Origin of the sequence: Parabacteroides goldsteinii (assembly GCF_020091425.1) — a bacterium.
GTDB classification, from domain to species: Bacteria; Bacteroidota; Bacteroidia; order Bacteroidales; family Tannerellaceae; genus Parabacteroides; species Parabacteroides goldsteinii.
This window is the reverse complement of record NZ_CP081906.1, coordinates 6,565,554-6,585,522: the sequence shown is the minus strand read 5'-3', so window position 1 is coordinate 6,585,522 and position 19,969 is coordinate 6,565,554. Positions and strand designations below refer to the sequence as shown.

Sequence of the window (19,969 nt, the reverse complement as noted above, 5' to 3'; positions counted from 1 at the left end):
CCGACATTAAAATGTAATCAATAGTATAAACTGATAGTCTCTATTATTAGATGGTGATTTAACTTTACCGAAAAATGACGATTTAAAATTTGCTTATTACATCTGTTTCTTGGTGTCCTCCACCGTGCGTTCGAGTGCGATTTCCTTATTGCGCTTGTCCTGCTTCTCCAATTTCTCCACGGGAGAGAGCGGTGCGGGTGCGGGCGTTCCGTCCGCTGTCTCGGTCTCTGTCACGTTCTCCACGTAACAGAATGTAATCTCCTTCTGCCCGATTTTGGCATAGACGGTGATTTCCCCCGCTCCGCTCCTGCGGGTGATTTCCTCCTCCTGCTCCATGTAGTCCGCCCATTGCTGCTCGTAGCGGGTGCGGGCTTCCCCGTAGCGTTCGGGGTCGTTGAAATTTTCGGCTTTGGGTTCTTTGGGGCAGCTTGGAAAGGCGGTGTACCTGTCAAGGGTCTCCACCTCGTAGCCCGAAGCGGTTAGCCGTTCTACTACCGTCTCGTTGGCGGTGTAGCAGTCACGGCAGAGCGACACCTCCGGCTGGTTCCGCATGATTTGCACAGCTCGCTCCATAAGGAAAGAGGCGTTCATCTCGGCAAGACACGTGCGGTTGGCGCAATGCCCGCACCCGCCGTCATGGAACAACAGCAAGTTATTGGTGTTGTGTGCGCACGTGGCGCACTCGGCCTTGTCGAAGTGGTAGTATTGCAGGTCGGTGGTGAAGTTCTGTTCAATGCGCCTTGCAACATCGGCGGCTTTCAGTCCCCGCCAACTGTTATACGTTCCCTCGTCCTGCAAATGTTTCTCGTACACCTCACGCTGAATGTCCTCCCCGTATCGGCAGATTTCAGCCGCCACGCTGATGGTGATTTCATCCGCATCCAAGAGGGCGGCGATTTCGGGGATAAGGGCGGTGAATTTCAGCCGTGTGCGGATGTAGTTCTCGTTCTTTCCGAAGAGTACCGCCAAGGTCTGCACGGTGTGGCGTCCGCTCTCGATAAGCCGCTGATAGGCTGCGGCTTCCTCCACGGGTGTCACGTCCTTGCGCTGCAAGTTCTCAGTAATCGCCATTTCCTCGGCTTCCTCGTCCGACAACTCGGAAACGATTGCGGGAATTTCGTCCCTGCCCGCAATGACGGACGCACGGTAACGGCGTTCCCCGAAAACAATCCCGTAACGGTCTGTCCCGTCAACGGGGCGCACGGTGATGGGCTGCAACACACCCTGCCGCTTGATGCTCTCGGCAAGCTCGTAAAGGCTCGTTTCATCGAAACGCTTGCGTGGGTTGAAACCGCTCGGCTGAATGTTTGCCAATGCTACCATCGTGATGTTTCTCTCTGCTGCTGATTGATTTGCTTTTGTCTTCATAATCCGTTTGTTTTTAAGTTGATTGTTTATTCTTGTTCTTTTTGATAATTTTTTCCGGTCGGGAAATCGGTTTCTTTGCTATCTTTCTTTCCCCGCTCCGGCTCACGAAAGAAAGTAGCGGGCGGAAAGTCCGCCCTTGCGGCTTACCTGCGGTTATAGCACACGTTCGCGAACTTCTTTTTCTGCTCTACCGCCCGTTTGAGGATGTAGAACGTGCCGCCCACGGCTACCGAATCGTAATAGACCATCAGAAAAGCGGAGTTTTCCAAAAGGTAGTCGTTACGGCGTAGGAAACAGCCCTCGGTATATCCGTCCTGCAAGGTTACCACTTCATCGGCTTGCGCCAAAATGGTGTCATAACGCCGCTTGTCGGCCTGGGTGTACCGCTCGGCTTGTCCCTTGAAGGGGAGAACGCATTTCAAATGGATATGCGGGTATTCCTTTTTGAGGTTCAAGACTTCCTCTGCTGCGATAAGGTCGAAGCCCTCGCACATTCCCGACAAAAAGGTATGGTAGCCTTTTTTGATACAATAACTCTCGATGGCTACAAATGTATCGAACGCCACCTCTCTAAAGAGTTTCTCACGGTCTGCCGTGAACTTGGCTATACGGTTGGTGCGGTGTCCCGAAAAGGCTACCGTCTTTTCTTTCGTAACGGGTGTTCCGTTTTCTGCCAATGTCCTTGTTTCCATATTGATATTTTTTTATCGGTTATTACTTGCCTTCTTCCTGCCACAAACCACGCTCTTTATCAAAATCAATGTCGTAGTAGTAGGCTGTCTTTGTTTTGGGCTTCCTGCGCCCGCCCAAAACTTGGGTTTCCAAAACCTTGTACCCTTTTCGGGTGGCTGCCACGACCACGCAAGTGAGGTACGGCAGATACTTGTGTTTAAACTTCTTTCCTTCCATGATTCAGATGATTAAAAGAATGATTATCAAGATGAACATGAAGCCGACAAACAACCGCCACGCAAGGGCGAAAACAAGCCGTGCCACGAAGCCTAACAGAAGCAAAGTAGCGGATAGGGCAAAAAACTGCCCTGCGGTGGTGGTGAGGAAGTACACCGCCGAAGCCCAAAGGATTAGGCGGTAAACCAGTCTGTAAATGAATGTCGTTTTCATGTTCTCGGGTATTGTCGGGCGGAGGAATCCGCCCGTGGTTGTTTAATAGTTTCCTTTCGGGATATAGCGGTTATCGGCTATCAGCCGGAACGTGTCGTAATCAGCCGTTCCCCGATAACTTAGGGACAGTTCAAAATAGAGGTGTCCTTCCTCTATGTAGAAAGTGAAGCGCAAGCCGTTGCGGATTATCGTCCCTTTTGAATGGTTGTTCCCTTCCCATCTTACGGGTTCATTCTCGATACTTTTCAAGAAATCGGCGACCTTTTTCGAGTTCTCCACATTTTCTTGCTCCACCTGCCTGTATATCTGCGTGTAGTAGTTTATCCAATCGTTTATTTTCTTGGCGGTGAACACGCCGATATTGCACGGCTTTTCGTATTGGTTGCCCGCCCTTTCGATGTCGTAGCGGTTGACATATTCAAAATGCTCCATGTCGGCGGCTATCCTGTATTTGTTCTCTTTGTATATCTTGCACACATGGAAACGGATGCCGTTATACGTGAACTCTATGCGCACGCCGTAAAATGCGGGATATTCACCGCTCTCCACGTGGTAGCCGTATTCCGCTTGGGGTATGTACTTCCTTATCTCCTGCATGAGTGGAGACAGCTCTTTTTTCGCCCGTTCCGCTCTTTCGGTAAACATCGCATTAACGTTAAAGCCGTTAAATTCCTTTTCTGATAATGTTTTCATCGTCTTATGTCTTTAAGTGGGGCGGATTGCTCCGCCCGTTGGTTTATACTCTTGTTCCTTTGTTGTCCCGCTTAGGCTGCTGCGGGTTCGTTTACCGGTTCGGTTACCTTGTCGGCAATCATCTTCGCCGCCTTGTTCACGTCCCCCAATATCTCCACCAAAAAGGCGGGTTCCTCCCTTAGCTTGGTGAGCCAGTGTTTCAGATAGGCGGCGTTGTTCTCCTGCGGTGCGGTTGCGTAGCCGAAGAACGCACCGCAAAGGGCTGCGGTAAGTTCGGCGACAAGTTCCTCACGGGCATAGAGCGCATCCCCGAAGAAGCAGCCGAACGTGCGGTTCAGTCGCTGGGGGCTTCCCGTGCTGTGCGCCATCTCGTGCAGGAGCGTGCCGTAAAACTCCGCTCCCTGCGGGAACTGCTCACGCTGCGGGCAAACGATATGGTCGGAAGAGGGCGAATAGTAGGCACTGTCCGAATACTGCACCTTGATAGGGCAATACCAATTTTGCAGATAGACAAGCTCGTCCAACGCCTCGTAAATCATTCTGTCCGAATAGTCTTCGGGCTGCTCTCCCTTTTTCATGCGCTCGTAGCGTTCGGGGTATTTCCCTGCAAAATCGGTCTGGTCGATGTTGAAGACGTTGTAATACTTCATCTGCGGGATGACCTTGTAATTTTCCTGCTCGGTTGCGGGCAGCTTGCGGTATTCCTCGTACTTGATTGTCTTTTTCGTCTCCTTGTGTACCACGAACTTGAACCAATAATAGACGGGAAACGATCGTGCGCCCTTGCTGACGCTCAAGTCCTCTTCCTTCGCTTGGTTGAACGTGAGGAACACGGGCAAAGTGAATTTCATGAACTCGGTGTAGAACAATAACATCAAGACATTGCCGCCATTATAGAGCGTCCCTCTGATGTTGCGGGGCAAACCTTGTTCAAGGCTCGTTATCCACGGTTTTTGCCAATCCGTTTTCAGGCACTCGATTTTCTTTATCAATAACTCGGTGAACATCGGTGCAATTTTTTCGATGGTGCTGTTCGTTGTTGCCATAACTCACAAATTTTAATCGTTATTACTCTGTTTTCATCGCTTGTCGCCCCAACCAATTTTTTTCCCTTGGCTGATTGGGAAGAACATTGACAATCATTGATAGCGGAAAAGGTGAATTGCAATCATCTGAAAAAATGGTAAATACTACCCGCAGGGTGGAGATTTGGCATTTTTTGCGGATTTGCTTTCACCTCCGCCTACCTTCGTCAATGTTTTCCCAATCAGCTTAGGGAAAAAATGCCCTGTCAGTCATTCCAGTCAATGGTCAGTTACTTGCCGGGTGCGGGAAAAAGAAGCCTTCCGGAGAGCCGGGAACGCCCGTTTCCCGAGGCAAGGACATACGTGCGGGAGAAGTATATGGGAAGACGGTCAGCTTCCGGCTGCCGGACAAACACCGGGGAACTCTTTTGGGCGGGACGGGGCACAGGAAGTTTCGGCGATAGCCGAAGCCCCGTGTTCCGTTTGTCCTTCCGCCCCGATGTCCGGTTTCGGCCATGCAGCCTCACTGAGTGGTCGGCAGCGGACGCCGGGACGGGACAGCCCGTGCGCCAAGGTGTAAGCGCAAGACAGTGAAAACCCTTTCACCCACGTTAGGGATTGCAGGGGAAAGCCCACAGCATAGCGAGGACTTGCAGCGGAAAGCCCGACCCGAAGGGGAACGCTCCGACAATCATCTGGAAACACGAATTGACCGTAATAACTTATTTCTTAAAAGTTATCAGAATTATGCCTCTTTTCCGTAATTTTGAAACCTCTAATGAACATGGCTATGAATAGAAACATACTCACCTTTTTAAATGAATATGCGGAAATATCCGATCCGCAATATGCCATCATGCTGCGAGGTGCCTGGGGATGCGGCAAAACGTTTTTTATCCGCCAATGGATAAAGCAACTGAAAAACGATAAAGATGCGGACAAGTTAAAATGGCGGCCCATATATGTGTCTTTATATGGTTTGACCACTACCCAGCAAATCACAGAACAAGTCAACAAGGAAATATCCCCGTGGCTGTACAGCAAGGGAATGAAACTTGCCAAGAATATATTAAAAGCCGCCTCGAAAATCGCTTTGAAATATGACATCGACGGTGACGGAAAGGATGAAGGGAGTGTAACCTGTGACTTGGACTCCATTTTGTTGTTGAAAGAAGAAAATTCCGAAATAAAAGGAAACAAGATTCTGATTTTTGACGACCTTGAAAGATGTGATGTAAAACTGGAAACCTTGTTGGGATACATCAATTACTTTTCGGAACATTGTAAATGCAAGGTCATCATCATTGGCGATGAGAACAAGATTTCCGAAAAAGAGGACGATAAGTGCAAGTTGAAATTCAAGGATTTCAAGGAAAAGACTATCGGGCGCACTTTTGAGATCAAATTAAATATAGGGGAGACACTCGATTTCTTCATTGGCGAGATATCCACCAACAACAGGAACCTCTTGTCTGAGAACAAAGAGCTTATCATCAAGATATTCCATGCCTCTAAATTCGATAATTTAAGAGTCCTGCGGCAATGTCTAAACGATTATCACAGGATAGCCATGGCTTTGCCGGAGCATTATCATAAATCTCCCAAGTACAAACTTGTCATAACATCGTTGTTGGCAAATTTTGTCGCCGTTTACTGCGAGTATAAGGGTGGGAATACTCGGATCGGAAGCCTATTCAACAGCCTGTATGACATGTTCCCGGATAAAGAGAAAGATGAGGAGCGTGAAAAAATCCTCTCCAAATACCGTTTTATAGAGATAGGTAAACAGTTGGATATTTTTGATAGATTCATCGTTAATGAAATTGTCTGCTATCTGGAAAGCGGGTATTTTGACACGACCTACCTGCAACAATATTTTGCAGCCGAAGACGCAAGTTTGAACAGTTGGGATTACCTGTACGACTATTGGAGACTGAATAACGGGGAATACGAGAAACACTACGGGGAAACGGTACGATATTACTTTGCGGATGAAAGCGTTGATCTAAAAGAATTGTTTGTCATTATATCTGTACTATCGGTTTTATATAGCGACAACCTTGTTCACGTATCCGAGGAAGACATCATAGCCCAAGGCAAGCACTCCATAGACAGGCTGATGGAAGGTATCAGCGACATGGAGGGTTTGTTGAATTGTAACTCAAAGGTACATGCGGGTACAAGAAGGAATCATTCTAATATTGGTTCAGATCGAATTTTGAATGGACTGGTTGCGTATTTTCAAAAACTATTCGGGCAAAGATTGAAGAAATGCCCTAATAAAGTGTCTGTCATGCTGGAAAATCTGACGGATGAAACTTGCGAACGCCTGAATCCGGCATTGAATGATGTAGTCCCGGTCAAACAGCGTCTTTATAGGGATACTTCAATATTCCAAGAGGCTGATGCGGATAAGGTTTCAAAAAGTATTTTGGGATTGTCCAACGAATCACGTAACACCTTTCTGCATTTTTTACAGTTCCGTTATAAATATACCTCTTGGGGCAGTGAAATAGAACACTTGAGCAAATATTGTCAATCAGATTTGCCACAACTAAAATTAATCAATGAAAGACTAAAGGCAGAAGCGGCAAACAGGAGATTGATAGAAAAGTATTCCATTGAGAAGATCACGAACCTGATAGATGAAATTACCGCAAAAGTAAAATAACTATTCCAGTCCGTTTTCGAAAGAGATGGCTTTGACAAGGGGCAAGCCGGTGACGAAATTTGCCCCGTGCCCCATCAACTTGCATCGTGGCTGGATGAGGGTGAAGTCGGTGCGTAGTACACATTTTCCTTTGAACCATCCGGAATTGGTGCTATGGATTCCGTTCTCGTGCGTACCCTTGAACTGGGTACGTTTATGTAGGACTTTTCCCCGCCTTTCATCGTTTGGGGTACGACAAGGCTACGAACGTGAAGCAAAACGCTGACAAGCTATACGGTTTTGATACATAGTTTTATATGAATCCATATATTTGCAGGGAAGTATAATGAAAAATGTATCAGAACGATGGAAATAGTAAGTATTGAAAAGAAGACCTTTGAGGAGATGAAGGAGCGGTTCGGCTGCTTCTCACGGCACGTGAAGGAACTTTGCGCCCGTTACCGCCCGCCCGGGAAGATGAACTGGATGGACGGGGCGGACGTGTGCGAGAAACTGGGGATCAGTAAACGGACGTTGCAGACCTACCGTGACCGGGGACTGCTGCCGTACAGCCAGATCAACCATAAGATTTACTACCGGACGGAGGACGTGGAGGTATTCGTGGAATCCATGAGCCGGGAAATAATGGAGGACGAGTGACATGGAAGTGATAACAAAAGACACGGAAGAGGTACGTGCGTACTTCGAGGCTCTGGAAGAGGGCATGAGGTATATTGATACGGTGACGGCGCATTTCCGTCCGGCGATGAACGGCGAGGTCTATTTCACGGGTGAGGATGTGTGCAGAATGTTACATATCACGTCAAGGACGTTGCAGGGCTACCGCACACAACGGTTGATCCCGTACATATCGCTGCCAGGCAAGACGCTTTACCGCCAGTCGGATCTGCTGCGTATGCTGGAAGAAAATTACGTGGACATGAGACAAAAGCGCAAACGGGGGAAAAGTCCAACATAAACGCACGGGGATATACATCGGAAAATGCAGCAAAGGCAGGAGCACTGTATCGGGGTTCCTGCCTTTGCCGTGTTTCGCATGGAGAAAGGTGTCAAGCCGTTTCCCGGAGGGACCGGTGCACCTGTTTCCTGCCTTGCTTCCTGTCCCTTTTCTCCAGTACGCTCCGCTGCATGGCGGCGAGGTTGCCAGAGATTGCCCGGAAATCTGAACTTACCATCTTGTTGGTTACTTCAGCGTAGATCTGCGTGGTGCTGATGTGCTTGTGACCGAGTATCTTGGAGAGCGCCTCTATCGTGCCGCCGTTGCAGAGATAGACGGTCGTGGCGAAGGTGTGGCGGCCGGCGTGGAATCCGATCTCCTTGCTGATGCCGCAGGCTTTGGCTATCTGTTTGAGATGCTTGTTGCATGTACCGTTAGAGGGCATGGGAAATACGAAATCGCCTCCGGCAAGTCCCTTGTACCTTTCTATCAGTTCCTTGGCTATTTCCATAAGGGGAACGTTGCTCGACACACGGGTCTTGGTGCGTCGGGTTATGATCCACTCCTCGCCGTCGAAGTCCATGCGCTGGATCTTGTCATGGGTGAGTGTCTTTATATCAATGTAGCTAAGTCCGGTGAAGCACCCGAAGAGGAACATGTCACGTACGAGGTTGGTCTGTTTTTTCACGAACACGGCGTTAGCCAGGGTGCGCAGTTCCTCTTCCGTGAGGTAGCCCCGGTCTGTCTCCTGCATTTCAAGGCTGTACTCACCGAAAGGGTCGGAACGGACGATACCACGCCGCCATGCCTTGTCTGTCAGGCTGAGCAGTGGCATGGTGTATATCCAAAGAGTGTTGTCACTCAATCCCTTTTCCACGCGCAGGTACTTATCGAAATCGGTGATAATCTCCTTTGTCAGTTCCTTGTAAGCCATATCGGTTCGTTTCTTCTTCTCCCAAAGGAAGGTGGCAAAATGGTTGTACACGGCCAAGTACTTGTTGTAAGTGGATTTGGCACGCTGTCCTTTCTCCACCATCGCCTCAAATTCCCGGTTCATGTTCTCGAAATCTTTCAGGATGCAGTTTTCCATCACACCGATACCCAGAAAGGCGTTACGCAGCTTTTCGGCGGTGACAAAATCCTCTTCCCGGAGGATGCGGTGATAGTGGTTGGTAAGCCGGGTACTGACTTCTTTGAGCTGCCCGTTTATCTCTGTCGCCTCGGCGGACTTGCCTTTTGCCTTACCATTCTCCCATAAATCCGGCGTAACGAATAGTTTGGTTCCCAATGCTTTGTCATCCCCATCAATGGAGATCTTCACCATGATGGGGGCTTTTCCGTCCCGGTTTCTCACTGCCGATCTCTTGATGTAGAACGAGGTTGCAAACGTACTTCTCTTTGTTTTCATAACTCTAAAATTTTCGTTTCTAAAGGTAGTTAATTATTTGTTACCAAGAGTTATGCAAAACAACGCAAAGTTATGAAACAGAACTTGTTATATTCCATATATCCTCTTTAGGACTGGTAGCTGCTTAGTAGCCGAACTTTGTCTGAAAGGGGGATTTTCAAGCGTTTTATGCCAAAGCTTGTTTCAATCCGTCCTACATACAAAATACTGACCTCCAATTATTTAAGTAGAACTTTGCTTTTCTTTGCGTCTTATGCCGATTTTTTAAATAAAAAATTTATTTTTTTTTCTCTCCTACCACCATCCTTTGCAATTTGGCAACAGCACGGGCTACCAAATTCATACATGAATGTGGATTAATATCTAAAGACACAGCCATTTCATCCCACGAAAACTCTTTGATAAAATAAAGATATATTGCATTCCTTTGGTTCGCCGATAACTGGTTATAGGCATTCATCAACAATCTACTTTTCTCTAGATAGTCATCTTCCTTTTCAAACAATCGTACCAATTCTACATCTTCCACCAGAAAATCAGCAACCATATTTTCTTCTAAACTAACACTACCAACCACCCTACTCGATTTGTCGAGTAAAAGATTTCTAAGTGATTTATACAAATAGGCCCTAATATATTCAATCGAAGATAATGTTTCTGAAACAAACAACTTTACAAATAAATCCTGAATGCAATCTTTTGCCATATCTTCATCATTACAGAAAGAAAGAGCATATGCCAATAATGGAGAATAATAACGCCGGTAAAGTTGTTCAAACGCAACTTTATCCTTTTCAATTATCAATTTCCACAATTGAGCATCAGACAATTCTACATACCTCATTTCACTCTTCATTCCATCAGAAACTATATATTTCATGTATCTACAGACAATACAGAATGCATTAGTTCTGATAGAACTGAGGTATTTATATCTTTTTAGAGACTGATTAATAAGGACTTATAAAACAGAGTCAAATATCGTTTTTCTTTAATAATAGAGCTAACTTGTTTAAAATAAACTATATTTGCGTGTCATAAATGGGTTAGTTCTATCAGAACTAATTACTTATGAATAAAAAAAGACACAGCTTTTATCAGAATCTGACATAAAGCCGTGTCTTATTATCTACTTGATATACAATTCAATTAGTCTATCGTTTCACCAAATAACGTTGCTGAAGACGCACGATTGATCCGTACTTTCACAAACTGACCGACTTTATAATTCTTCTTATCAAAAATAACCACCTTGTTCTGGCTGGTACGGCCAAATAACTGTTCACGCGAACGCTTGGAAAATCCTTCGATCAGCACTTCAAACTCTTTACCGATATCACGCAGGTTGCTTTCCTCGGATAACTGATTCTGCAAATCGATCATACCCTGTAAACGGCGTACTTTCTCTTCTTCCGAAACGGTATCCGGGAGATGTTTGGCGGCATAGGTTCCGGGACGTTCCGAATATTTGAACAGGAAAGCGGCATCATACCTCACTTCACGCATCAGCGAAAGTGTTTCCTGATAGTCTTCTTCCGTCTCCGAATGGAAACCACAGAACAGGTCGGTAGCAATAGATGCTTCCGGCACGATGCGACGGATAGCAGCGATACGGTCCAGATACCATTCACGGGTATATTTACGGTTCATCACTTTCAAAATCTTCGAACTGCCGGATTGGGCAGGAAGATGGATATACTTACATATATTATTATGGGCGGCAATCACACGAAGCGTATCGTCGCTCATATCTTTCGGATGGGAGGTCACAAAACGGATACGCATATTCGGAGCTTCCAGCGCTACCCGCTCCAGTAACATCGGGAATGTTACAGTTTCACCATCTTTTTCAAAAGCATATGAGTTGACATTCTGCCCCAGCAAGGTGGCTTCTTTAAAACCTTTATCGCGCATATCCCGGATCTCATTCAGGATACTTTCCACATCCCGGCTACGTTCCCGGCCACGGGTATAGGGCACGATGCAATAGGTACAGAAATTATTACATCCGCGCATGATCGACACAAAACCGGAGATATGCACGCCACCCAGCTTCAGCGGCATTACATCTTTGTAGGTCTCCTGTGTGGAAAGTTCCACATTGATCGCCTTTTCTCCATGTTCGACAGCCCCGACCAGATTCGGCAAATCCATATAAGAATCCGGCCCGACCACGAGGTCTGCATGATGCACATTGATCAACTCTTCTTTCACCCGTTCGGCCATACATCCCAGTACGCCGACGATCAGCGATTTCTTTTTGCGTTTCAACGACTGGAAATACTGTAGTCGCCCATAAACCTTCTGTTCCGCATTATCACGCACAGAACAGGTATTTACGAAGACAGCATCAGCATCTTCAATCTTGTCAGTCAGGGTGTATCCGTCCATTTTCATAATGGAGGCGACCACCTCACTGTCCGCTACATTCATCTGGCACCCGTAGGTCTCGATGAACAACTTTTTTTCCTCATTTGCGGCTGTAGATTTTAAGTCTACGCCATTTTCCTGATTCGTCATTTCGTTCTCGTTAATAAAATTTAAAATCTTGTATTCTATAAAAATAAACCTCCAAAGGTTTGCACAGTTCAATTCCGAGCACTATATTTGCATACGAAAAACGTAAATTTTTTCATAGTTAAGGTTTTGGTTAAATCGAATAAGGGTGGCTGTGAAGTTACCCTTATTTACTTTTATACCCTTTATAATTCTTACCTCTTTCACTATTCAATAATTCTTCGTACATTTGGAGTGCAAAAATAATCAAAGTTATGGATAACGTAGGCGATTGGATCTATATTGTTTTTCTGATAATTGCAGCAATAAGCGGTTTATTCAGTTCAAAAAACAAAAAAAAGCGCCCGACACAAGTCCTCGGACAGCCCGGACACGATACATACCCGGAGGAAAATACCTCTTCGGGAAAAGGTTTTTGGGAGATTCTGGAAGAAGCTACTACCCCTCAAAAGCCGGAAGCACCCACTGCACCGATCCATAAAAAGAAAAAAAAGACACCTGCCTCAAAACCATTTTTATCCACCGAGCAGGAAATCCAAAAGTCAAAAGTCAGTTCATCCCAACCTATGAACTTCCCTGCCGAAGAGGAACACTCCATGCTGGAAGATATAGAGTTCAATAACGCCGAAGAGTTAAGAAAAGCTGTTATTTATTCAGAAATACTCAACCGCAAGTACTGATCTACATTCTTTTTTAATACCTTTGCAGCCGTTTAGCTGACTAACAAGTATTTATCTAATATAAAAACAGTATAATATCATGGCTTTAAAATTCATTACAGCTGAAGAAGCTGCTTCGTTCGTACATCACAACGATAACGTAGGATTCAGTGGTTTTACCCCTGCCGGATGTCCGAAAGTTGTTCCGGGAGCCATTGCTAAAAAAGCGATGGAGGAACATGAAAAAGGCAATCCTTTCCAGATCGGTATGTTTACCGGTGCTTCTACCGGAGACAAGCTGGACGGTGAACTGGCTCGTGCCAATGCAATCAAATTCCGTACTCCATACCAGTCAAATAAGGATCTGCGCGCTTTACTGAATTCTCACGGGGCACAATATTTCGATATGCACCTGTCTGAACTTGCACAAGACCTGCGTTACGGTTTCCTGGGAAAAATCGACGTTGCCATCGTTGAAGCTGCTGATGTAACCGAAGACGGTGAAATCGTTCCGACGAGCGGTGTCGGTATCCTTCCGACTATCTGCCGGATGGCTGACCGCATCATCATTGAATTGAACAGCCGCCACCCGAAAGAAATACGCGGTATGCATGATATTTATGAACCGGCTGATCCTCCTTACCGTCGTGAAATTCCTGTTTATACTCCTTCCGACCGTATCGGTACTCCTTATGTGAAGGTTGATCCGGCTAAGATCGTCGGTATCGTTAAGACAGAAGAGCCAAACGAAGGTGGTAAATTCTCTCCGCTGGACGATGTCACAATGGCAATCGGTAAAAATGTTGCCGACTTCCTGGTAAGTGAAATCGAAGCCGGCCGTCTGCCGAAAGAATTCGTTCCGTTACAGAGTGGTGTAGGTAATGTTGCCAACGCTGTTTTGGGCTGTATGGGAGCCAACAAGAATATTCCTGCGTTCAATGTATATACTGAAGTTATCCAGGATGCGGTAATCAGTCTGATGAAAGAAGGCCGCGTTAAATTTGCCAGCGGTTGCTCATTATCTGTAAGTAATGAAGTAATTCGCGAAATCTATGCAAATCTTGATTTCTTCAAGGACAAGATCCTTCTTCGTCCGCAGGAAATTTCCAACAATCCGGAAGTAGCCCGCCGCTTAGGCCTGATCGCTATCAACACAGCATTGGAAGCTGACATCTTCGGAAATATCAACTCTACTCATGTATCAGGTACAAGAATGATGAACGGTATTGGTGGTTCGGGCGACTTTACCCGTTCAGCGATGTTGTCTATCTTCACTACTCCTTCTACAGCGAAAGAGGGAAAGATCAGCGCTTTCGTTCCGATGGTATCTCACCTGGATCACAGCGAACACTCAGTGAAGATCATCATCACCGAATACGGTGTAGCCGACCTGCGCGGTAAATCTCCGATCGAACGTGCCAACTGTATCATCGACAATTGCGTTCACCCGGATTACAAACCTCTGTTAAGAGAATATCTGGCAATGGGCGTAAAGGGCCATACCCCGCAAAACCTGAAATGTTGCTTCGCATTCCACGAAGAACTGGCTGCTAGCGGCGATATGCACAATGTAGACTGGAGCAAGTATAATAAGTAATTGCGACTTTTTATATCATATGAAGTCCCGAAGTGTTTTGGCACTTCGGGACTTTTTTGTTCAAATCGATGAGAGACTCAAATCTCGTTTTAAACGAGTTTTTAAGGATTGTAACTGCAATATATTACATACGTCTCAGCCACAAAGAGAAGAAACGGTCATAAACCATATAAAAAGCCCCTTCTTTGGTTACAAAATCCTTTTCCAACAAACCTTTTAAAGCAGATTGAACCGAACTGCTCGATGGTAAACTGTATTTATGGATAAATTTCCCGGAAGTTAATGCGGTCGCTTTTCCCTCCTTACAGATTGCAATCAGTAATTCTTTTTGCTTTTCCGGTAACTGATAGAGCAATTCCGAATAGGTAAACGAATAAGAATCCAGGATAAAATGTATGGCTTGCTCAATCATCTCTTTATTACAAACCTCACCGGGGGGAGTTACAGCAAAAAGGATATTCAATATTTTCTGAAGATACCAGGTAATTCCTTCAAAACGATCATACAAAGAAGCTACAACCTCCTCATCTATATCCTTTTGAGCCATTCTGAAATGATGCCGGGCAAATTCGATATATTTTTGCCTATCAATAGCTGCCAAATGAAGAATCGACACACTCTGATAAAAAGGACGGGCCGGGCTGATAAACATCTCTCCCATCAGATGACGCTGAGAACCGGCAAACACAAAGCGGGCATTAGGACAATGCTGAATATAGGTACGGAGCAATGCTTCCGTATTTTTTTCCGGATATTGAGCGACTTGCTGAAACTCATCAATTGCAACAATACAAGGTTTGTCTGATAAGGAAAGATAATGAAATATCTCATCCAGCGTCGTCTCCGGTGATTTGACATCTCCCAACTCTATATTCCATTGAGGCATACCAGACATATCAAAGGTGAATCCAGCCTTCAACGATGTCAGACTATTAATGAACAATTCCCACGTCTTCCGTCCCTTAGGTTTTAAAGCAGTAAGAATAGCTTTTCCCAATTGAAAAACAAACTCGCGGAGTGTCTTCGTTGCATAGATGTCAATAAGAAAAGTATAATAATGATCTTTCACCTCTGCCAATTGAAAACAATGCTGAATCAATCCGGTCTTTCCCATACGGCGGGTAGAAATGATAGCCACATTATTCTCGTTCAACAGCCAGCGAAGCAACTCTTCCGTTTCCTTTTCACGGTCACAGAAATATTCGGGAGCAATATAGCCGCTTGTTACAAATGGATTATTTATCAGAAGCATACAATTATCTTTTTACGCAAAGATAATTATTATCTTATAATAATCATACTTACGTAATCAGTAATTCTTTTTACTCCATCTGAGAGAAAATAAAATTCCTTCCGAAAGAAAACCGAATTTCTCTCGGAAGGAATCTTTTATATCAGTAAGACAAACGAGTCTTTATCCGGTATTTATCAGGGTTGTTTTCCGATATAAGCCAGGATACCGCCGTCTACATATAATACATGTCCGTTTACGAAATCGGAAGCATCGGAAGCCAGGAACACAGCCGGTCCCATCAGATCCTCCGGAGTTCCCCAACGGGCTGCCGGAGTCTTCGCGATAATGAAAGAATCGAACGGATGACGTGAGCCGTCCGGCTGAGTTTCACGAAGCGGGGCCGTTTGCGGAGTTGCGATATAACCCGGACCGATACCGTTACACTGGATGTTATATTGACCGTATTCGGATGCGATATTACGTGTCAGCATCTTCAAACCGCCTTTTGCAGCCGCATAAGCAGAAACTGTTTCACGTCCCAGTTCGCTCATCATCGAACAGATGTTGATGATTTTTCCGTGACCTTTCTTTATCATAGAAGGGATAACGGCTTTAGAAACGATAAACGGAGCGTTCAGGTCCACATCGATTACCTGACGGAATTCGGCAGCACTCATTTCGTGCATCGGAATACGTTTGATGATACCGGCATTGTTTACCAGGATGTCGATAACGCCTACTTCTTTTTCGATCTGGGCAACCATTGCATTTACCTGCTCTTCGCTAGTCACGTCGCAAACATACCCTTTTGCTTCGATTCCTTCCGCCTTGTAAGCAGCTATACCTTTATCCACCAGTTCCTGTTTGATATCGTTGAAAACGATCTTTGCACCAGCCTGAGCAAAAGCAGTAGCCAACGCAAAACCAATTCCGTAAGAAGCACCTGTTACAAGGGCTACTTTACCTTCTAATGAAAAATTTACCATAATAAATAATGTGTTAATGTGCCAATATGCCAATGTGCCAATAAACGCACAAGCAGTTAACACTGATTTTTTTATTTATAGCAACGGGGAATTGGCACATTGGCACATTTTCCCCATTGGCATATTATTTTAAGTCCGTAATTTTAGAGAAATCCTGATCGCCATAGTCCAGATTTTCGCCGCCCATACCCCAGATAAAAGTATAGTTGTGCGTAGCTGCTGCACTGTGGATAGACCATTCGGGAGACAAAACAGCCTGGTCGCCCTTCATCCAGATATGGCGGGTTTCATCCACCTCACCCATAAAATGGCAAATGGCCTGGTCTTCCGGAATATCGAAATAGAAATATGCTTCCATACGACGGCTGTGAACATGAGCCGGCATCGTATTCCACACGCTACCCGGTTTCAGTTCGGTCATACCCATCTGCAACTGGCAGGTAGGCAATACCTGATTCACGATCATCTTATTGATGTTACGGTCGTTCGACATTTCCAGTGAACCCATAGCTGCAACAACGGCATCCGCTTTCGTCACTTTCTTATCCGGATAATTACGATGAGCCGTAGTCGAGTTGAAATAGAACTTAGCCGGATTCTTTGCATCCTTGCTTTCAAAAGTCACTTCACGATCTCCCGAACCCAGGTAAAGAGCTTCCTTAAAATCGAGCTCGAAAGTGGCATCGCCGGCTTTTACAATACCGGGACCACCCACGTTGAAAATACCCATTTCACGGCGTGTCAGGAAATAAGGAGCTTTCAACGGATCAATCGCTTCCAGTTGCAACACTTCGCCGGCAGGCATGGCGCCGCCAACAATCATACGGTCGTACATGGAATAAACCATGTTCACTTCATTCGGCGCGAAAACAGTTTCGATCAGGAAATCCCGACGAATACGTTTCGTATCATATTGCCTGGCATCTTCCGGATGCGCAGCATAACGCAATTCATAATTTGTTTTCATATTCTTATCTGTATTTAATTCTCAATTTTCAATTCTTCATTTTCAATTACTTAAGCGCATGATCTGCCTTTACATCGCTTTCGCCCTTCCAGGCACGCAAATTCGTCCATTCGGTGTAAGGGGCCGACCAATATTCGTCGGTAGCCGGCAATCCTAAAGACAGCAAACCTACGGCACACAGATAAACACTCCCTGTGTTAATATAAGACTCTGACATATCGATTTGTTCACCGGTGAAACCAACACGCAGCCAACCGTTTGCATCAAAGTTCTTCGGCGATTTCATCTGGTTACGGATAACAGCCGTCATAGCACAGCGTACCTGGGCCGGTTTCACCCTTTCCGGAAGCACGTGCATCAAACTGGCTTGTGCCAATGCATGAAACGCGCCAAAACGATACACGATAGAACGGCCTACTACCGGGAAGGTTCCTTCCGGCGAGATAAAACGTTCCAACTGTTCGGCATAACGGGTTAAACGCGGCAATTGCACATCGAGAAAATCCGCCCCTTCCAGGTTATGCTTTTTCATCGTCAGCAAAACATCTGTCAGCATCGGATGGATAACAAAACTGTTATAATAATCCATGTGGAAAGCAGGACCGTCACCATACAGCGCATCTCCTTTATACCATTCGTCACGGAACTTCTTGACACCATACGTCAGGCGGTCCATATCGCATTCGCCGGTAAATTCCAGCAAAGCGGCCTCGACCATAGAAGCAAACAACAGCCAGTTGTTTTCCCAAGGCTTGATGGCACGACTACGTTTAAATTCCGTAATCATCCACTCCTTAGCCTGCGGGTCCAGGTTATCCCACAGCTGGGTTCTGGCACGCAACAATCCCTGAGCCAGGAAAGCGGCATCCACCAACGGCTGATACGGTTTTCCAAAGACCAGATAATCGGGAGAATCCGGGTTTACGGCATTCTTCAGGCCTTTCACTGTCAGTTTGATATATTTATCACGCAGTTGTCCTTCGGGCGTATTGTCCGGTCCCAGTTCCAACCAGGGGGCAATACCGCATACCAGACGGCCTACCGCTTCCAGATGCGAGAAGTCACTTCTGTCTTTCGATAAAGACTCGTAAGGCATATTCTTTTTCAACGTATTGTTGCTCAGGTTTGTCAATACCGGGTCAGCGATACGTGTCAATGTTTCTACCCAGAAGGCACGGTCCTGGGTACCGTTTTGCTGCGCTTTTCCTGCGAAAGAGATGCAGAGGCAGCAAACCAAAATAGCGGTTGTTTTCAGAAGATTTGTCATAATAGCATTATTTTTCAGTCAGTTTCTTTAAACGCATCAATGCTTCCACATAATAATAGTCAGCATAACTCAACGGAACATCCACTTCGCTGTTTCCGGGGAAATGGCCGGTGGAATGCATCAAAGCAAAATTACAGTTCGTTCCTTTCGCAGCCAGATATTCGGGGGTTGTCAGAGAACGAACCTGCTGTTCTGCAAAATCGAGGTAGCTTTTTGCATCTTCGCTCTTATCCAGTTGGCTCAGTTCAATCAGTGCAGAAGCCATAATAGCCGCGGCAGATGCATCTCTCGGCACATTCGGGATACCCGGAGCATCAAAATCCCAATACGGAACCTTGTCTGCCGGCATATTCGAATTGTTCATGATAAATGCCGCAATATGTTTAGCCTGATTCAGATATTCAGGTTTGCCGGTTTCGCGATACATCATGGTGAAGCCATACAACGCCCAGGCCTGTCCACGGGCCCATGCTGATTCGTCGGCAGCTCCCTGGTGGGTTTGTTTCTTATGAGGAACACCGGTTATCGTATCGTATGAAATCACATGATAACAGCTATAATCGTCACGGAAATGATTATTCATTGTTTTGTCGGCATGAGAAACAGCCATTTTATAAAAACGGTCGTCGCCGGATGCTTTGGAAGCCCAACTGAAAAACTCCAGATTCATCATATTATCAATAATAACCGGGAACTGCCAGATTTTTTTATTGAAGTCCCAGGAACGGATAGCTCCCACCCGCTCGTCAAAACGGGTCGCCAGCGAATTGGCACCGGTCAGCATCACCTCTTTATATTCCGGTTTGCCAGTCAGGCGATAACCGTTTCCATAACTGCAATATAGCATGAAACCGACATCGTGGCTGTAAGTGATATTCTTCACTTCTTCCACACGGTCTGTAAACATTTCGGCATATTTCTTTAATTCCGGAGTCGGATTGTTTTCGTACAGATACCATAATTCGCCGGGGAAGAAACCGCTGCACCACCAACTATAGTCGCTTGTTTCCAGTTTTCCGTCCTTTCCGATTGCTTTGGGAAGACGGCCTTCCTGGCCTTCCAGGTCTTTAGCCATCAAAAGGGCCTGTTCGGTCGATGCTTTCAAACCACGGTCAATCACATCAGCAAGGGGTTCTTGTTTGGGTTGCGAATCACACGAAGACAATAGCACTGTGAACGCAAACACACCATACGAAAGAAATTTGTTCATGATAAAAATAGGTTATTAAGTTTTTAAGTTTGTGGCAAATATACATGTTTATATTCTAAAAAACGACAACATCCATCGAAAAAGCATCTACTTACCGAACTGTTCCCTCTCTACTTACTAACCGGATGCCTTCTTTACTTACTAAGTAAGCCTTCGTCTACTCGATAAGTAGAGTACCCCACTGCTTAGTAAGTAGCCGAATGTCTACTTATTAAGCAGGTCTTGTAATACTTTCGAAACATCAATGTAATATTTACTTCAAAGCGTCTTAACCCATTTTTAATACATGTTACCTTACTTTGCACTCA

The 19,969-nt window shown here is 45.7% G+C and carries 19 protein-coding genes and 1 pseudogene; 6 read left to right on the top strand and 14 right to left on the bottom strand.

Annotated features, from left to right (window positions below; all coding sequences use genetic code 11):
- Positions 1–99: 99 nt before the first annotated feature.
- The 6 genes and pseudogenes from K6V26_RS26990 to K6V26_RS26965 all read right to left on the bottom strand — a co-directional run.
- A pseudogene (locus tag K6V26_RS26990) lies at positions 100–1,368 on the bottom strand (ParB/RepB/Spo0J family partition protein); the annotation flags it as partial.
- Between the two features lie 143 nt (positions 1,369–1,511).
- Entirely contained in the window at positions 1,512–2,060 is a 549-nt protein-coding gene (locus K6V26_RS26985) for an SLOG family protein (RefSeq protein WP_009041244.1), read from the bottom strand.
- A gap of 22 nt (positions 2,061–2,082) precedes the next feature.
- Entirely contained in the window at positions 2,083–2,277 is a 195-nt protein-coding gene (locus K6V26_RS26980; protein ID WP_008640960.1) for a hypothetical protein, read from the bottom strand.
- Between the two features lie 3 nt (positions 2,278–2,280).
- Positions 2,281–2,490, bottom strand: coding sequence for a hypothetical protein (locus tag K6V26_RS26975; RefSeq protein WP_009041245.1), 210 nt, complete (start codon positions 2,488–2,490; stop codon positions 2,281–2,283).
- 42 nt (positions 2,491–2,532) lie between these two features.
- Positions 2,533–3,183, bottom strand: coding sequence for a hypothetical protein (locus tag K6V26_RS26970; RefSeq protein WP_014299605.1), 651 nt, complete (start codon positions 3,181–3,183; stop codon positions 2,533–2,535).
- A gap of 71 nt (positions 3,184–3,254) precedes the next feature.
- Complete coding sequence (locus tag K6V26_RS26965) at positions 3,255–4,229, bottom strand: ArdC family protein (RefSeq protein WP_009041247.1); 975 nt, start codon at positions 4,227–4,229, stop codon at positions 3,255–3,257.
- Positions 4,230–4,392: 163 nt separating this feature from the next.
- Between K6V26_RS26965 and K6V26_RS26960 the strand changes: the two genes are divergently transcribed.
- From K6V26_RS26960 to K6V26_RS26945, 4 genes are all read left to right on the top strand, one after another.
- Entirely contained in the window at positions 4,393–4,788 is a 396-nt protein-coding gene (locus K6V26_RS26960; RefSeq protein WP_153257578.1) for a hypothetical protein, read from the top strand.
- 210 nt (positions 4,789–4,998) lie between these two features.
- Positions 4,999–6,879, top strand: coding sequence for a P-loop NTPase fold protein (locus tag K6V26_RS26955; protein WP_224264333.1), 1,881 nt, complete (start codon positions 4,999–5,001; stop codon positions 6,877–6,879).
- Positions 6,880–7,224: 345 nt separating this feature from the next.
- Positions 7,225–7,518: a helix-turn-helix domain-containing protein gene (locus K6V26_RS26950; protein ID WP_008640965.1), complete on the top strand. Its 294-nt coding sequence runs from the start codon at positions 7,225–7,227 to the stop codon at positions 7,516–7,518.
- 1 nt (position 7,519) lies between these two features.
- Entirely contained in the window at positions 7,520–7,837 is a 318-nt protein-coding gene (locus K6V26_RS26945) for a helix-turn-helix domain-containing protein (RefSeq protein WP_008640967.1), read from the top strand.
- A 91-nt stretch (positions 7,838–7,928) separates the two neighbouring features.
- Here the strand turns inward: K6V26_RS26945 and K6V26_RS26940 are convergent, their stop codons facing one another.
- The 3 genes from K6V26_RS26940 to miaB all read right to left on the bottom strand — a co-directional run bounded on the left by K6V26_RS26940 (position 7,929) and on the right by miaB (position 11,744).
- Positions 7,929–9,224, bottom strand: coding sequence for a site-specific integrase (locus K6V26_RS26940; protein ID WP_224264332.1), 1,296 nt, complete (start codon positions 9,222–9,224; stop codon positions 7,929–7,931).
- Positions 9,225–9,501: 277 nt separating this feature from the next.
- The gene (locus K6V26_RS26935) at positions 9,502–10,104 is read right to left on the bottom strand and encodes an RNA polymerase sigma factor (RefSeq protein WP_224264331.1); all 603 of its coding nucleotides are present in this window, start codon (positions 10,102–10,104) and stop codon (positions 9,502–9,504) included.
- Between the two features lie 269 nt (positions 10,105–10,373).
- A complete protein-coding gene (miaB, locus tag K6V26_RS26930) occupies positions 10,374–11,744 on the bottom strand; it encodes a tRNA (N6-isopentenyl adenosine(37)-C2)-methylthiotransferase MiaB (protein ID WP_046146288.1) in 1,371 nt (456 codons plus the stop codon).
- A gap of 251 nt (positions 11,745–11,995) precedes the next feature.
- On the opposite strand from miaB, the gene K6V26_RS26925 reads away from it, so the two are divergent.
- The gene (locus K6V26_RS26925) at positions 11,996–12,421 is read left to right on the top strand and encodes a hypothetical protein (RefSeq protein WP_224264330.1); all 426 of its coding nucleotides are present in this window, start codon (positions 11,996–11,998) and stop codon (positions 12,419–12,421) included.
- A gap of 79 nt (positions 12,422–12,500) precedes the next feature.
- Complete coding sequence (locus tag K6V26_RS26920) at positions 12,501–13,997, top strand: acetyl-CoA hydrolase/transferase family protein (RefSeq protein ID WP_129698351.1); 1,497 nt, start codon at positions 12,501–12,503, stop codon at positions 13,995–13,997.
- A gap of 124 nt (positions 13,998–14,121) precedes the next feature.
- On the opposite strand, the gene K6V26_RS26915 is transcribed toward K6V26_RS26920, so the two are convergent.
- From K6V26_RS26915 to K6V26_RS26895, 5 genes are all read right to left on the bottom strand, one after another.
- A complete protein-coding gene (locus K6V26_RS26915; protein WP_048315776.1) occupies positions 14,122–15,249 on the bottom strand; it encodes an AAA family ATPase in 1,128 nt (375 codons plus the stop codon).
- Between the two features lie 176 nt (positions 15,250–15,425).
- Positions 15,426–16,217 carry a gluconate 5-dehydrogenase gene (locus K6V26_RS26910; RefSeq protein WP_195438294.1) on the bottom strand — a complete coding sequence of 264 codons (792 nt, stop codon included), beginning with the start codon at positions 16,215–16,217 and terminating at the stop codon, positions 15,426–15,428.
- Between the two features lie 124 nt (positions 16,218–16,341).
- Positions 16,342–17,184 carry a 5-dehydro-4-deoxy-D-glucuronate isomerase gene (kduI, locus tag K6V26_RS26905; protein ID WP_046146285.1) on the bottom strand — a complete coding sequence of 281 codons (843 nt, stop codon included), beginning with the start codon at positions 17,182–17,184 and terminating at the stop codon, positions 16,342–16,344.
- A gap of 46 nt (positions 17,185–17,230) precedes the next feature.
- A complete protein-coding gene (locus tag K6V26_RS26900; protein ID WP_010800597.1) occupies positions 17,231–18,451 on the bottom strand; it encodes a DUF2264 domain-containing protein in 1,221 nt (406 codons plus the stop codon).
- 7 nt (positions 18,452–18,458) lie between these two features.
- A complete protein-coding gene (locus K6V26_RS26895) occupies positions 18,459–19,661 on the bottom strand; it encodes a glycoside hydrolase family 88 protein (protein ID WP_224264329.1) in 1,203 nt (400 codons plus the stop codon).
- Positions 19,662–19,969: the final 308 nt, after the last annotated feature.

Coding starts and splice junctions, on each gene's coding strand:
- K6V26_RS26985 (WP_009041244.1), bottom strand. CDS start 2,060: ATGGAAACAAGGACATTGGCAGAAAACGGAACACCCGTTACGAAAGAA.
- K6V26_RS26980 (WP_008640960.1), bottom strand. CDS start 2,277: ATGGAAGGAAAGAAGTTTAAACACAAGTATCTGCCGTACCTCACTTGC.
- K6V26_RS26975 (WP_009041245.1), bottom strand. CDS start 2,490: ATGAAAACGACATTCATTTACAGACTGGTTTACCGCCTAATCCTTTGG.
- K6V26_RS26970 (WP_014299605.1), bottom strand. CDS start 3,183: ATGAAAACATTATCAGAAAAGGAATTTAACGGCTTTAACGTTAATGCG.
- K6V26_RS26965 (WP_009041247.1), bottom strand. CDS start 4,229: ATGGCAACAACGAACAGCACCATCGAAAAAATTGCACCGATGTTCACC.
- K6V26_RS26955 (WP_224264333.1), top strand. CDS start 4,999: ATGAATAGAAACATACTCACCTTTTTAAATGAATATGCGGAAATATCC.
- K6V26_RS26950 (WP_008640965.1), top strand. CDS start 7,225: ATGGAAATAGTAAGTATTGAAAAGAAGACCTTTGAGGAGATGAAGGAG.
- K6V26_RS26945 (WP_008640967.1), top strand. CDS start 7,520: ATGGAAGTGATAACAAAAGACACGGAAGAGGTACGTGCGTACTTCGAG.
- K6V26_RS26940 (WP_224264332.1), bottom strand. CDS start 9,224: ATGAAAACAAAGAGAAGTACGTTTGCAACCTCGTTCTACATCAAGAGA.
- K6V26_RS26935 (WP_224264331.1), bottom strand. CDS start 10,104: ATGAAATATATAGTTTCTGATGGAATGAAGAGTGAAATGAGGTATGTA.
- miaB (WP_046146288.1), bottom strand. CDS start 11,744: ATGACGAATCAGGAAAATGGCGTAGACTTAAAATCTACAGCCGCAAAT.
- K6V26_RS26925 (WP_224264330.1), top strand. CDS start 11,996: ATGGATAACGTAGGCGATTGGATCTATATTGTTTTTCTGATAATTGCA.
- K6V26_RS26920 (WP_129698351.1), top strand. CDS start 12,501: ATGGCTTTAAAATTCATTACAGCTGAAGAAGCTGCTTCGTTCGTACAT.
- K6V26_RS26915 (WP_048315776.1), bottom strand. CDS start 15,249: ATGCTTCTGATAAATAATCCATTTGTAACAAGCGGCTATATTGCTCCC.
- K6V26_RS26910 (WP_195438294.1), bottom strand. CDS start 16,217: ATGGTAAATTTTTCATTAGAAGGTAAAGTAGCCCTTGTAACAGGTGCT.
- kduI (WP_046146285.1), bottom strand. CDS start 17,184: ATGAAAACAAATTATGAATTGCGTTATGCTGCGCATCCGGAAGATGCC.
- K6V26_RS26900 (WP_010800597.1), bottom strand. CDS start 18,451: ATGACAAATCTTCTGAAAACAACCGCTATTTTGGTTTGCTGCCTCTGC.
- K6V26_RS26895 (WP_224264329.1), bottom strand. CDS start 19,661: ATGAACAAATTTCTTTCGTATGGTGTGTTTGCGTTCACAGTGCTATTG.